This is a genomic window from Streptomyces sp. NPDC048566 (genome assembly GCF_043199735.1).
GTDB lineage: Bacteria > Actinomycetota > Actinomycetes > Streptomycetales > Streptomycetaceae > Streptomyces.
Genome location: NZ_JBICWL010000012.1, coordinates 168,071 through 181,467 on the forward strand (window position 1 = coordinate 168,071; position 13,397 = coordinate 181,467).

The following is a 13,397-nucleotide window of genomic DNA, read 5'->3' on the forward strand; positions in this document are numbered from 1 at the left end:
GCCCCGCGTGAACTCCGTCATCCCCGCCGGCCCCCGCCCGCCCGCCGTCCGCCGGCGCACCGGCTGGCACCGGCTCCCGGTCACCGCCGTCCAGCGGCTCACCAACGACGCCGTCGCCGTCACCCTCGACGTCCCGGGGGCCCTGCGGGAGACCTTCGCGCACCGGCCCGGCGAACACGTCGTCGTCCGCCACCACCGCGCGAACGAGGAACTGCGCCGCAGCTACTCGGTATGCCCTCCACCTGAGGATCCCGGCGCGCTGCGACTCGTCGTCGCGCGCGGTACCCCGGACGGTTTCGGCGTCCACGCCCTGACCGTTCTGGCCCCCGGCGATCACCTCGAACTCTCCCCACCCAGCGGCGACTTCGCGCTGCCCGAGCGGCCCGGTGCGCACCACGTGCTGATCGCGGGCGGCTCCGGCATCACCCCGCTCGCCGCCCTGGCCGCGGACGCCCTCCGCACGGACACCGCGTGCCGGGTCTCCCTCGTGCACTCGGTGCGCACCGCCGCCGACGCCCTGCTCGCCGACGAACTCGCCCTGATCAAGGACGCGTTCGTCGACCGCTTCACCGCGCTCCACGTCCTCACGGGCGAGGCGGGCACGCTCCTGGACGGCCGGATCGGCGCCGGGAACCTGCCGCGCCTGCTGGCCGCACTGAGCGCCGAGCCAGGCCCCGGCACCACCTTCGCCCTGTGCGGCCCGTTCGGCCTGACCGCCGCCATCCGTGCGGCGCTGACGGAGGCCGGAGCCGACCCCGGCCTCGTGCGCTCCGAGCCGTTCACCCTCGGCGACACCCCGGGAGGTGCCCCGCCCGCGCCCGTCGCGCCGCCGCTCCCCGAGGACACCCGGGTCACCGCCCTGTACGACGGCCGGCGCCACGTCGTCACCGCCGGGCCGGGGGACCCGGTGCTGCTCGACGCCCTGCTGCGCGACCACCCCGACGTGCCCTACGCCTGCCGTGAGGGCATCTGCGGAAGCTGCCGCGCCAAGGTCCTCACCGGTGAGGTCGCGACCGGCCCCCAACACGCCCTGGACGCCGGACAACTGGCCGCCGGCTACACGCTCACCTGCCGTGCCAGACCCCTCGGTGCCGAGGTCACGGTCGACTTCGACGCCTGACGGAACCGCCCGGGCCACCACCATCCCCAGCAGAAGGAGAGCACGATGACCACCCCACTGCGGCACGCGGGCAGGACCGCCCTGGTCACCGGCGGCAGCCGCGGCATCGGCCGGGCCGTCAGCCGCCGGCTGGCCGCCGAGGGCGCCCTGGTGGCCGTCCACTACGGACACGACCGCCAAGCCGCCGAGCGCACCGTCAAGGAGATCGAGTCCGACGGCGGGCGCGCCTTCCCCGTGTACGCCGAACTGGGGGTGCCCGGGGACGCCGACACCCTCTGGACGGCGTTCGACCGGGCCCTCGCCGAGCAGGGCGCCGTACCCGGTCTCGACATCCTCGTCAACAACGCCGGCATCACCGTCCCGCGCCGGATCGCGGACGTCACCGAGGACGACTACGACCGGGCGTTCGCCGTCAACACGAAGGCACCGTTCTTCATCGTGCAGCGCGGCCTGGACCGGCTGCGCGACGGCGGCCGGATCGTGAACGTCTCCTCCGTCGCCACCCGCGTCGCCTTCCCGCCGATCGTCGCGTACACCATGACCAAGGCCGCCCTCGACTACCTCACCCTGGCCCTCGCCCAAGAGCTGGGCCCGCGCGGCATCACGGTCAACAGCGTCGCCCCCGGCTACACCGAGACGGAGATCAACCCGACCCTCGCGGTCCCCGAGATCCGGCAGCGTTACGAGGCGGCCTCCGTGTTCGGCCGGCTCGGCACCCCCGCGGACATCGCCGATGTCGTGTCCTTCGTGGCCGGCGGCGACGCCCGCTGGGTGACCGGCCAGTGGATCGACGCCTCCGGCGGAGTCCACCTCGGCCCCTGAGCCCAGCGCCCGCCACGCCGCACGGCCGCAGCACCTCTAGGAGACCCTCACCATGAACGACGGCACGTCCGCACCGGCCCGGCAGGCCGCGGACGACACACTGACCCGGCCCTTCGACGGCGGCAGCCCCTACGACGCCTACGTGCGCGCGTCCGTCCTCAACAACCTCCAGCAGCCACTGACCGACGCACCCGACGAGATGGGGTTCGTCGTCACCACCCAGGTGATGGAGCTGTGGTTCACGCTGATCGTCCACGAGTGGCGCACGGCCGACATCGCCTTCGCCAAGGACGACCTCGACGCCGCCACCGACGCCCTCGTCCGCAGCCGCCGCGCGCTGACCGCCCTCAACACCACCTGGGCGCCGCTGGCCGCCCTGACCCCCGCCCAGTTCAACGGCTTCCGGGCCGCGTTCGGCAACGCGTCCGGCTTCCAGTCCGCGATGTACCGGCACCTGGAGTTCCTCCTCGGCGAAAAATCAGAGGCGATGCTCCGCATGCACCGGGGCGACCGGGCCGTGCACGAGGCGCTCAGCGAGACACACCGTCAGCCGTCCCTGTACGACCGGGTGCTGGGCTACCTGCACCGGCAGGGACTGCCGGTCCCGGAGCACGTACGGGACCGGGACGTCACCGCGCCCTACACGGCGGACCCGGGAGTCGTGGAGGTGTGGCGGCGGATCTACGCCGGCCCCCGGCACCATCCCCTCCTCGCGCTCGGCGAACTGCTCACCGACATCGCCGAACTCGTCCTGCGCTGGCGCTTCGACCACGTGATGGTCGTCCGCCGTGCCATGGGCGCGAAGTCCGGCAGCGCCGGCTCCACGGGCCTCGCCTGGCTCGAACAACGCGCGACGAAACCGGTGTTTCCGGAACTGTGGGAGGTGCGCAGTGAAGTCTAGGGTGATCTCCGCCTTCGCGGCGGAGGAGGAGAAGCGGGTCCTGAGCCTGAAGCCGGTCCTCGCGCCGGTGCACGGCCGCTACGGCGACCATCCGCACCAGTCCTACGACGCCTGGCCCGCCGAGGACCCCGCCGCCCCGCTGGTGATCCTCCTGCACGGCGGCTACTGGCGCTACGACCGCATGCACCTGACCCCCTTCGCTGCCTACCTCTCCCGGCTGGGCTTCGACGTGCTGCTGCCCGGATTCCGCCGCTCCGGCGGAGCGGGCGGCTACCCCGAGACCTTCGACGACATCGCCCGGATCGTGGACACCCTGCCCGAGGGCCGGCCCCACCTTCTGGCCGGACACTGCTCAGGCGGCCACCTGGCGCTGTGGTGCGCTGCCCGCGGCCTGCTCCCCGAGGGCTCCCGCTGGCACACCACCGCTCTGCCGACCGGCGTGCTGGCCCTCGCCCCGATCACCGACCTCACCGCCACCCGACGCGACGGCCTGAGCGACGACGCCGCTCTGCAACTCCTGGGCGGAACCGAGGTGTTCGAGGAGCGGCTGCCTGACGTGGACCCCCTCACACTGCTGCGGGGCGCGGGTGGCACCGGCGTCCCCACGGTGCTGCTGCACGGCGCCGTGGACGAGGAGGTCCCGCTCACGCAGTTCGCCGACTACGCGGCCGTGCACGAGGACCTGAGGACGGTCGTGCTGCCCGGCACCGGCCACTACACCCTCATCGAACCCGGCGCGCCCGGCGCGCGCGCCGTCGCCGCCACTCTCCGGGAGATGTCCGCCGGCTTCGCCCCCCGGCGCTCCGCCACCCGTTCAGGGAGGTCCACGCCGCGATGACCACTCCTGGGCATGCCCGAGGGGCTCACGCACGGAGAGACGCGCGCACCCGGCCCGGGTGGACGCCGTGCAGAGCTTCCGGTGACCCGCCGAACGGTCGTACCGCGACCTGATCGGCGAGGAGATGGCCGGCCGGGACAGCGCAGCCTGTATCCCGGTCGCGTTCGGCTGGAGTACCCGCCCGCAGGACCGGGCCGACACACCCGCGCGGCGTAGGGCCCAGAGCGCGGATTGCGACCAACCGCGACGGCGTCCTAGCCCCGTTCAGGTCCAACCTCCTTCCACGCGCTCACCGCCTGCTCACCATGCTCGGCTGACGCCGGCCGCAGGTCCCCTGCGGTGTGGAGTCGGCCCGTGAAGGTGAGGAGGGGGGTGCCGGAGGCGTGGGTGCCGCCGGCGACCTCGGCGAGGAGGAGGTCGTGGTCGCCTACCCGGCGGCGGTCGACGACACGGCAGGACAGGTGGGCGAGGGCGCCGTCGAGGAGGGGGGCGCCGCTGAGCGGGTCCGCGCTCCGGGAGACTCCCTCGAACTGCGCGTCGCCCGGAAGGCGTCCGGGGTCTGCGAAGCGTCGGGCGGCGTCGACCTGCCCGTCGGCGAGGACGTTGACGGAGAACGTGCCGGTGCGGAGCACCAGGCCGGTGAAGGCGGAGCCCGGTCGGAGGGACACGCCGAGAATCAGCGGTTCTCGGGAGACGGCGACCACCGAGCTGGCAGTGGTGCCGTGCCGGGAGCCCTCGCCGGCGTCGACGGTCAGGACGGTCACCGCGGAGGTGAGGCGGCGCAGTGCCGTGCGGGCCGCGACCGGGGTCCCATAGCCGGGTTGCCTGGACCCGGAAGGATGGTCGGTGCTTCCGGGGGCGGCGCCGGCGGCTACGGATGCCACGACGGGCACGGTGGGGGCGGAACGGGCGGAACGGGCCGCCGGTGGTCCGGCGGGGAGCCGGGTGCTCATGTGCCGCCCACCTCTGCTGCTGCGACTGCTGTGCCGCTGGCCGCCGTGGCCGCCGTGGCCGCTCCCGTGCGTCGGGCGTCGCCCGCCGATCCTGCCGCTCCCGTGCCGCCGGCGCTTCGCTTGCCGCCGGCGATCACCGGGCCACCCGCCGATCCCGTGCCTCCCGCACCTCCCAACGACGCCGCGACCAGCGCCTCCACGTGGACATCCACCGTGTCCAGCACCGCCGGCCGGCCATGTTCCGCCGTCGGCAGGAGGAGGCCGAGCTCGGTGCAGGCGAGGATGACGCCGTCCACGCCCTCGCCCCTCAGGCGCTCCCGCAGGTCCGTGAAGGCCCTCGTCGCCGCGTCCGTGACGGAGCCCCGGCACAGTTCGTCGTAGATGATGCGGTCGATCAGCGCCTGGTCGGCGGGGCCGGGCAGGACTGGTTCGACGCCCCGGGCGGTCAGGGCGGCGTCGAACAGGGCGCCGCCTGCGGTGAACCGGGTGCCCAGGACCGCCGCCCGGGAGATGCCGCGCTGTCGGGCGGCCTCGGCCGTGACCTCGACGATGTCGACCAGGGGCAGGTCGCAGGCGGCGCGCACGGCGCCCGAGACGCGGTGCATGGTGTTGCAGGCGATGGCGACCAGGTCGGCGCCTGCCGCCTCCAGGCCGCGGGCGCCCGCGGCGAGCAGGTCGCCGGCCCCGTCCCAGTCCCCGGAGAGTTGGAGGCGCTCGACCTCGGCGTAGTCCTGCGACCAGATGACCACGCGGGCGGAGTGCGAGCCGCCGAGGGCCTTGGCGACGCCTTCGTTGAGGGCGCGGTAGTACGCGAGGGTGGACGGCCAGCTCATCCCTCCGAGCAGGCCGATCACCGCGGGTCCGTCGGCGCGGGTCATGCCGCGGCCTCCTTCAGGCGGGCGAAGGCGCCGGGCTCGATGGCGCTGAAGCAGCGGTCGTCCCCGCAGGGCATGGCGTGCCGCCGCAGTTGGTCGCGCAGGTCCTCGACGACGGGTGAGGTGTGGCCGGACAGCCGTCCGGAACGCAGCTCGAAGAGGGCGACGGGGTCGCCGGGCCGGGGCCGCCGGTCGGGGCGTTCGCCCAGCGAGAGCACCGCGAGCGCCTCGCCGCGGGGAGGGCTTCCGGGCCAGGGGTCGTCCTGGGCGAGGAGGACGACCCGGGTGCGGTGCGAGCCGTCCGCCAGAGCGACGGTGAGGGTCCGCGGGGAACCTTCGGACGTGCCCGGGGAGCCTGAGGATGCTTCGATCGTGCAGCCCTTCCAGTCGAGTTCGGTGCGCCAGCCGTCCAGCACGCCAAGGACGGCGTCGTGTGCGCGGTTCTCGGAGACGGGGCCGAGGTCGAGCTCCCGCTTGACCCGGGCGGGGACGCCGCCGGCCAGGACGCCCGCCGGGAGCGGGGCGGTGACGACGGAGCCGGCGGCCACGACGGTCCCCTCCCCGACGTGGGCGCCCGGCAGCAGGGTCACGTGGTAGCCGAGCCAGACGTCGTTCGCGACGTGCACCGGGGCGTACGCGGGTTCGGTGCCGTTGAGGGGGCCGTGGCCGAAGTGGTAGCCGTGCGTCCACACGGCCAGGTAGGAGCCGGTGCCGACGCCGTCGCCCAGGCTGATCTCGTGGTTGGCGTTGAGGATGGTGTGCTGGCCGATCGTGACCCGGTCGCCGATCCGCACTCGGGAGGTCGAGGTCGTGGTACCGCCGTAGCCGACCCGCGCACCGTCGCCGAAGTACAGCAGCCGGCCGGCGGTGAAGCGGCGGCACAGGACCTGGGCGTCGGGGCCGATCCGGGCGGCGCCGCCCACCGCGAACCGCTCGGCGACCAGGACGCGCACGCGCGGCCCGAGTTCGGTGCCCGGCCCCAGGCTCAGCGTGCCGGCCCGCAGGTCGCAGTCCGGGGCGATGACGGTTCCGTCGCCGAGGACGACGTCGTCGCCGACGAGGGTGGTGCCGGCGCCGATCGTGACGTTCTCGCCCAACGTCAGGCGGCCGGCGAGGATGCGTACGCCCGGCCCGGTGCGGCACGAGCGCGGCAACTGCCCGGGGTCCACGGGCGGCAGGGCGGGGCGGGCGTCGAGGAGGGTCATGTCAGAGCCAGCTTTCGGGCAGGTCGACCAGGGCCCGCCGCCGGGCGGCGCGGTCGACGTCGGGATCGGAACCGGCCCGCCCGGCGCGGGCGGCGGCGACGGTGGCGGGGGACGGCCGGGACAGGTCACGCAGGTAGGGCCAGTCGTCCGCGAACTCGCGGGCGAACTGCTCGTCGGGCCAGCGGGGCCCGTCGTCGGTCAGCAGCGGGTTCACGTGCAGCGGGCGGCCGGGGACGGGGGCAGTGAGCCGCCCGGGCGTGGCCGGCTGCCCGGCGGCCCGGAAGACGAAGGCCAGCGCGGCGGCGGCCGTGTTCGCCCCCTTCGGCTGCCCCCGGTACGAAGCCGTGCCGGCGGGCCGTCCGCCGTCCACCGCCGCACCCGTCGGTCCGGGCAAGGCTCCCAACGCCGACCCCGTCAGGGCCTCGTCGTCGTACGAGTGGTCCGGCGCGAGCAGTTCGCGGTAGCCGTCGGCGGTCAGCGGCAGGCCGGGGGAGTAGTGGGCGTGGTCGGCGTTGTGGACGTGTCCCAGCAGGACCGGACCGGCGCCGCTGACGCGCAGCAGCTCGGCCAGGACGTGCCGCTTGTCGCGGAAGTAGTGGAAGCTGTCGTGGCTCAGGGCCGTTCCGGCGGCGCCGTCCACGAGAGGGAAGGCACCGTCCGCGTCGAAGCACACGAGGTCCGCGTCGGGGGCGCAGAAGGTCCTGGCGATCCACAGGTGTGAGAAGACCAGGTCCGAGCCGATGGCCGGGCCGCAGCGCTGCGTCCAGGTGCGGAGGAAGTGCCCTGCCCCGCAGGCGGTCTCGAAGAGGGTGGTGCCGGTCGGGGCGTGCGCGTCCAGCAGGGCCAGACCGCTGAGGTACGTCGGCTGGCACCATCGGTGCAGGAAGTAGGGGGCCAGGCCGCCGTATCCGAGGCCGGCCATGGCCGCCGCGGCGGTCGTCGCGCCGGTGGCCACATCGAGGGCCCTGGCGGGGTCGGCGGGCGGGACCGCGTCGTCCTTGCGGTCGCACAGCAGCAGGGCCAGAGCCCGGTCCGCCTCGCCCGCCCGGAGGGCGTCGACGGCCCGCGCCCGCAGCCCGTCGCGCCCGGTGCGCAGGTACGGGATGCCGTCGGGGCAGGGCCACAGCGTGTCGCCGTCGCTCAGCAGGTGAGGCCCAGCCCAGGTCAGCGGGCCTCCGGTCACCGGGCTGCGCAGCAGGGCGCGGAACGGCTCGGCCAGCGGCCGGACAGGGCGGCGCGCGCTCATACGGACACCTCCAGCAGGGCGAAGGGCAGCAGCACCCCGGCGCCGTTGGTCAGCACGATCGCACCGTCCAGGGTCGCGCGGCGGGTGCTCAGCGGGTCGTCGGGGGAGCGGGGGACGTCGGCCGGCGGCTCGTAGTCGTGGAAGCGGTGGCGCAGCCCCCGGGCGGTGAGCCGGTCCGTGAACGCGGCGCGGGAGTGGATGTTCCAGCCGGGCATCCAGCCGCCGTCCTCCGCGCCGTCGGCCTGACGCAGTCGGACCAGGACGTCGACGGGGAAGGGATTGAAGGCGCCGAACAGCAGGGCCCGCCCGCCCGGTTCGACCAGGTCCAGAACGTGGTCCAGCCAGGGGTCGAGGGAGTCGAAGTGGCTGTGCAGGGTGAGCATCGTGACCGCGCTGTACCGGCGCCCGGGCAGGGTCCCGGCCCGGCCCACGTCGCCGACGGAGAAGTCGGCCCCGGGTACGTGTCGTGCGGCGTGCTCCACCAGCGCGGGCAGTGCCTCGACCCCGGACAGCCGGGCGTGCGGGTAGCGGCCCGCCACGTGGTGCAGGAAGGCGCCGTTGGCGCAGCCGATGTCGAGGACGGAGGCGTCCGGCCGGTCCAGGACCCCGCGCAGGTGGTCCGCGACGAAGGGGAAGTAGGGACGCTGGTGCTCGGCGGGCGGGCGTTCGAGGTAGCGCAGGTCGAGGGACCGGGTCCCGGTGCCGACGGCCGGCAGGCCGCTGCGGACCGGCGGCGGGGGAGTGCTCATGCGACACCGCCGAGTGCCGTCGCGTGCGTACCCGGCTGCGCGTCCGCAGGACCATACGAGTCAGCGCCGCCCGGCGGCGTCGGGTGCGTATCCGTCGACCCGGACCCGCCCGATGGCCCGGAAGCATCCGCACCGCCCCCCGGTGCCGTGGACGTCCCCGGGGCCCCGTACCCCTGCGGCCCAGTGGCCCGGGCCGGGTACGCCCGGGCCCCCAGCAGGGCGGAGCCGATCCGCAGGTGGGTGGCACCGGCCGCGACGGCCGCCTCCAGGTCCCTGCTCATGCCGGCCGACATGGCGGCGGCCCGCGGGTGGCCGGCGCGCAGCCGGGCGGCCAGGGCGGCCAGTCGGTCGAAGGCCGCGTCGGCCGGTCCGTCGAGCGGGGCGACGGCCATGATCCCGGCCAGCCGCAGGCCCGGGGCGTCCGCGACCGCGTCGGCCAGGGCGTCGAGCCCGTCCGCGGGCACGCCGCCGCGGCGCGGGTCGCCGTCCAGGCTCACCTGGACCAGGCAGGACAGGGTCCGGCCGGCGTTCCGGGCGCCCCGGGACAGCGCGGTGACCAGCGTGGGACGGTCCACCGAGTGCACGAGCGAGGCGTAACGCGCTACGGAGGCGGCCTTGTTGCGCTGGAGCGAGCCGACGAAGTGCCACTGCGGCGGCTCGGCGTGTGCGGCCAGGTCGGCCAACGCGGCGGCCTTGGCAGCCGCCTCCCGGTCGTGGTTCTCGCCCAGGTGCCGGATACCGAGTCCGTGCAGCAGTCGGGCGTCGGCGGCGGGCCGGGTCTTGGTGACGGCGACGAGGGTGATCCCGCGCGGGTCGCGGCCGCAGGCGGTGGCCGCCGCCGCGATGCGGGCGTGGACGGCCCGCAGGCCGGTTTCGAGTTCGGCCCGGCGCGCGGCGGCCGGGAGGGCGGTGGAGTGGGTGGCCGTCGTGGTCACGGGTTCGTTCCTTCCGTACGGGGGGTGGTCGCGGGGCGGCGTTCGGAGAGGGTGGCGAGTCTGCGCACCGCCTCCTCGAGAACCGCCTCTTGTTTGCAGAACGTGAACCGGACGAACGGGCGGCCCGGGTCCGGATCGGTGTGGAAGACCTGGTGGGGGATGGCCGCGACACCGCAGCGGGCGGGCAGCGAGCGGCAGAACTCCAGCCCGTCCTGTTCGCCCAGCGGGCGGATGTCGGCGGTCACGAAGTACGTGCCGCGCGGGGTGTGCGGGCGCAGGCCGGCCGCGTCCAGGCCGGCGACCAGCAGGTCCCGGCGGCGCCGCAATGAGTCGCGCAGCCCGGTCAAGTACCCGCTGGGCAGCCGCAGGGCGTCCGCGACCGCGTACTGGAACGGCGTCGCGGAGGCGAACGACAGGTACTGCTTGACGGCCGTGACGGCCTCGATTAGGTCGCGGGGTCCGGTGGCCCAGCCGACCTTCCAGCCGGTGAAGGAGAAGGTCTTGCCGGCGGAACCGATCGTCAGGGTCCGCTCCGCCATGCCGGGCAGGGCGGCCGGCGGCTGGTGCGGGGGGCCCTCGTACACGAGGTGCTCGTAGACCTCGTCGGAGACGACGAGCAGATCGTGGGCCCGGGCGATCTCGGCGACCTCCCGCAGGACCTCGGGCGGCAGCACCGTCCCGGTCGGGTTGTGCGGGGAGTTGACCAGCAGGACCTTCGTCCGCGGCGTCACGGCGCTCCGCAGCGCGGCCGGGTCCAGGGTGAAGCCGGGCGGGTCGAGCCGGACGGGCACCAGCGTGGCCCCGGCCATTGCGACGCAGGCCGCGTAGGCGTCGTAGTACGGCTCGAGGACGACGACCTCGTCGCCGGGGCCGGTCAGCGCCAGCAGTGCGGCCGCCAGCGCCTCGGACGCGCCGGTGGTCACCACGACCTCGCGGGCCGGGTCGAGGTCGATTCCGTACCAGGTGCGCTGGTGGTCGGCGACGGCCCGGCGCAGCTCCGGCAGGCCGGGGACCGGCGGGTACTGGTGGTGGCCGGCGCGCAGGGCGGCGATCGCGGAGGCGACGACCGGCTCGGGCCCCGGGGTGTCGGGGAATCCCTGTCCGAGGTTGACCGCGTCGTGCCGGGCGGCGAGTTCGGACATCTCCGTGAACACGGTGGGGCCGGTGTCGGCGAGCCGGACCCGGCGCGGGCGCCCCGGGCCGGTCACCGCGCCCGCCGGACGGCGTCGGCGACGGCGAGCATCCGGGCCCCGGTGGCCGTACGGCTCTCCCGGGTCTGGGCCTGCACGAGGTGGAAGGATGCCTCGGCCAGCAGCCGGGCCGGCAGCGAACCGGTGGCGGCGCTGGCGCCGCCGCCGGCCGCGACGCAGGCGGCGGCGGTCCGGCAGGCCAGTTCCAGGACGGCCGCGCGAACCGCGAGGCGCTCTTCGGCGGCCTCGTGCGCCGGGACCTCGTCCATCAGCCGGTAGGCGGCGGCCCGCAGCGCCTGCGCCTCGGCGGCGGTGTTCAGGCCCAGTTCGCGGTACTCGGTGCTCTGCGCGGGGTCGGTCAGGCAGGCGGTGGCGGCGGCGATGGTGCCGAACACGCCGGGGTTGACGTTGGGACGGCGCTCGGCGTCGGCGCGCCGCCACTCGGTGCCCGGGTGCAGGGCGACCACCCGATCGGGGGACACGGCGGCGCCGTCCAGTCGTGCCGACACGGTGCCGGTCGCCTCCATGCTCCACAGCCGGTGTCGGCGGACCTCGCCGATCCCGGCCTCCTCGTCGCAGTCCAGCAGGGCGAACAGGACCTGGTCGTCGAGGGTGACCGCGCCGACTACGACCACGTCCGCGATCCCCCAGCCGGAGAGCCATGCCAGTCGGCCGTGCAGGCGCCAGCCGCGGTCGTCGCGGACGGCGGTGACGGCCGGCGGGCCGGGACGGCGCAGGTGCGAGCTGGCGCCGGCGGCCAGCACCCGGCCGTCCGCCATCGGTTCGGCCCAGCGCTCGCGGACCGCGGGGTCGGTGCTGTTCGCCACCTCGCGCATCGGGTGGTGGTGCTGGGCCCATACGCACCAGGTCGAGCCGTCCGCGGCGGCGATCGTCTCGGACACCTCGCGCTGGACCTGCGCGGGGGTGACCGGGGCGGCCGGGCGGTGGACGGCGGTGCCCAGGGCGCCGGCGGCGCCCAGGGCATCGAGGTGGGAGCGCGGGACCCGGCCGGCGGCGGTCGCCGCGGCGGCCGGAGCCAGCAGCTCGCGGGCCACCGCGCGGGTGCGCACGACCACCGGGTCGGCGGCCGCTTCCTCGGCGCGGGCGGTGAGGGGCCGGGGGTGCGCGGCGGGGGCGGTCATCGGGCGTCCGCCGCGACGGACGCGGGCACGTCCAGCCAGGAAGTCCCGCCGGCCCTGCGGTACGCGACGTGGCCGGGCCAGGTGCGGCCCTCCCAGACCCCGTGGTTGTCCAGGATCAGCAGCGGTCGTTCGCGCGGCTCGTCGAGCAGCGAGAGGTACGGCTCGCCGCGGAACTCCGGGTGGTCGGGCACGACCAGGACGGTGGACGCCTGCCTCACGGCCTCGGCCAGGTCGGTGGCGGCCGTGCCGGGCCCGAGCAGCGCCTCGATCTCGGCGGCGCTGTACATCGGGTCGTACACGCTGAACTCCGTTCCCAGCCGACGCAGTTCCTCGGTGATCGCGACGGTGGGGCTGAGCGTGGCGACCTTGATGCCGCCCTTGTACGCGAGTCCGAGGACCAGCACCCGGCCGCGGGGCGCGACGGCCTGTGCGACCAGGCCGCGCATCCGGACGTCGGTGTCGACCGCCGCGCTGAGCAGCGAGAGCGGGGTGGCGTCGGCGGCACCGCGCAGCAGGTAGCGGCTGGAGAGCGGGATGCAGTAGCCGCCGGTGCCGAAACTCGGGTGGAAGGTGCCGATGTTCCACTTGGTGCCCGCCAGCCGCAGCACCTCCACCATGTCCACGTGCGCGTAGGCCAGGCTCAGTTGGTTGGCGAGGGTGATCTCCACGTGCCGGTAGGCGTTCTCGACGCACTTGACCAGCTCGCCCTCGATGTGGCTGGGCGCCCGGTGCAGTGTGTCGCACATCAGCCCCAGCACGTCCCGGGCCGCGTCTGCCGAGCGGGCCCCCACGCCGCAGTAGATCCGGTCCAGGTCGCGCAGTCCGTAGCCCTCGGCGAGGAACCAGTCGCGGCGCGGGGCCAGCGCGAGCAGCAGGTCGGTGTCGGGCTCCAGACCGGCCGAGGTGGCGATCGGGAGCAGCAGTTCCTCGACCGTCCCCGGGGTCAGTGTCGACTCGACGATCACCAGCGGCGGGCGCTGCGGCCGCCGGGCGGCGGTCTCGGCGGCGATCGCGGCGAACACCTCGACCAGCGCCCCGGAGTAGGGCTCCGCCTCGCGTTCGGTGGGCACCGCGACGAAGTGCACGGCGACGTCCTCGGCCAGGGCGTGGGCCCGGTCCGAGGTCATCCGGGCGGCGGAACCGACCTCTGCGGCCGCGGCGGCGCCGCGTTGCTCGGCCCGGGCGGGGTCGACGTCGTAGCCGACGACGGCGACGCCCTCGGCGCGCAGCGCCTGGACGGTGGACCATCCGATGTGGCCCAGGCCCCAGACGCAGGCCGCGGCGCGCCCGGCCAGCAGGTCGGCCCGGTGGTCGTGGCGGGTGGCCGGGACGGCGATTCCGGCGGCCGGTGCCGCCCCGGATGCAGGTACGGGCGCGACCCGGGACGGCTCGGTGGTCAGTGATGTCACGGTGTGACTCCT

The 13,397-nt window shown here is 75.2% G+C and carries 12 protein-coding genes and 1 pseudogene; 4 read left to right on the forward strand and 9 right to left on the reverse strand.

Annotated features, from left to right (window positions below; genetic code table 11):
* Positions 1-7: 7 nt before the first annotated feature.
* From ACGFS9_RS20095 to ACGFS9_RS20110, 4 genes are read left to right on the forward strand one after another with little or no spacing between them, the layout of a single operon-like run.
* Positions 8-1,120 (forward strand): 2Fe-2S iron-sulfur cluster-binding protein, encoded by a 1,113-nt coding sequence (locus ACGFS9_RS20095; protein ID WP_393254892.1) that lies wholly within the window; start codon positions 8-10, stop codon positions 1,118-1,120.
* Between the two features lie 45 nt (positions 1,121-1,165).
* Positions 1,166-1,942 carry an SDR family oxidoreductase gene (locus ACGFS9_RS20100; RefSeq protein WP_393254894.1) on the forward strand — a complete coding sequence of 259 codons (777 nt, stop codon included), beginning with the start codon at positions 1,166-1,168 and terminating at the stop codon, positions 1,940-1,942.
* Between the two features lie 52 nt (positions 1,943-1,994).
* Positions 1,995-2,843: a tryptophan 2,3-dioxygenase gene (locus ACGFS9_RS20105; protein WP_393254895.1), complete on the forward strand. Its 849-nt coding sequence runs from the start codon at positions 1,995-1,997 to the stop codon at positions 2,841-2,843.
* Positions 2,833-3,681, forward strand: coding sequence for an alpha/beta hydrolase family protein (locus ACGFS9_RS20110; RefSeq protein ID WP_393254896.1), 849 nt, complete (start codon positions 2,833-2,835; stop codon positions 3,679-3,681). The genes ACGFS9_RS20105 and ACGFS9_RS20110 overlap by 11 nt, the downstream gene beginning before the upstream one ends.
* 254 nt (positions 3,682-3,935) lie before the next feature.
* Here ACGFS9_RS20110 and ACGFS9_RS20115 read toward each other — a convergent pair whose 3' ends face one another.
* The 9 genes and pseudogenes from ACGFS9_RS20115 to ACGFS9_RS20155 all read right to left on the reverse strand — a co-directional run bounded on the left by ACGFS9_RS20115 (position 3,936) and on the right by ACGFS9_RS20155 (position 13,385).
* Positions 3,936-4,565 (reverse strand): flavin reductase family protein, encoded by a 630-nt coding sequence (locus tag ACGFS9_RS20115; protein ID WP_393254897.1) that lies wholly within the window; start codon positions 4,563-4,565, stop codon positions 3,936-3,938.
* A 65-nt stretch (positions 4,566-4,630) separates the two neighbouring features.
* A complete protein-coding gene (locus ACGFS9_RS20120) occupies positions 4,631-5,512 on the reverse strand; it encodes an aspartate/glutamate racemase family protein (RefSeq protein WP_393254898.1) in 882 nt (293 codons plus the stop codon).
* Positions 5,509-6,714: a DapH/DapD/GlmU-related protein gene (locus ACGFS9_RS20125; RefSeq protein ID WP_393254899.1), complete on the reverse strand. Its 1,206-nt coding sequence runs from the start codon at positions 6,712-6,714 to the stop codon at positions 5,509-5,511. The genes ACGFS9_RS20120 and ACGFS9_RS20125 overlap by 4 nt, the downstream gene beginning before the upstream one ends.
* A 1-nt stretch (position 6,715) precedes the next feature.
* Positions 6,716-7,960: a class I SAM-dependent methyltransferase gene (locus ACGFS9_RS20130; RefSeq protein WP_393254901.1), complete on the reverse strand. Its 1,245-nt coding sequence runs from the start codon at positions 7,958-7,960 to the stop codon at positions 6,716-6,718.
* On the reverse strand, positions 7,957-8,709 hold the full coding sequence (locus ACGFS9_RS20135; RefSeq protein WP_393254902.1) for a class I SAM-dependent methyltransferase: 753 nt from the start codon (positions 8,707-8,709) through the stop codon (positions 7,957-7,959). The genes ACGFS9_RS20130 and ACGFS9_RS20135 overlap by 4 nt, the downstream gene beginning before the upstream one ends.
* 203 nt (positions 8,710-8,912) lie before the next feature.
* Positions 8,913-9,644: pseudogene (locus ACGFS9_RS20140) on the reverse strand (YggS family pyridoxal phosphate-dependent enzyme); the annotation flags it as partial.
* Positions 9,641-10,786 (reverse strand): pyridoxal phosphate-dependent aminotransferase, encoded by a 1,146-nt coding sequence (locus tag ACGFS9_RS20145; RefSeq protein ID WP_393254941.1) that lies wholly within the window; start codon positions 10,784-10,786, stop codon positions 9,641-9,643. The pseudogene ACGFS9_RS20140 and the gene ACGFS9_RS20145, both read right to left, overlap by 4 nt.
* A gap of 62 nt (positions 10,787-10,848) precedes the next feature.
* The gene (locus tag ACGFS9_RS20150; RefSeq protein ID WP_393254903.1) at positions 10,849-11,976 is read right to left on the reverse strand and encodes a hypothetical protein; all 1,128 of its coding nucleotides are present in this window, start codon (positions 11,974-11,976) and stop codon (positions 10,849-10,851) included.
* Entirely contained in the window at positions 11,973-13,385 is a 1,413-nt protein-coding gene (locus ACGFS9_RS20155) for a UDP binding domain-containing protein (protein WP_393254905.1), read from the reverse strand. Before ACGFS9_RS20155 ends, ACGFS9_RS20150 begins: the two co-directional genes overlap by 4 nt.
* Between the last annotated feature and the right edge of the window lie 12 nt (positions 13,386-13,397).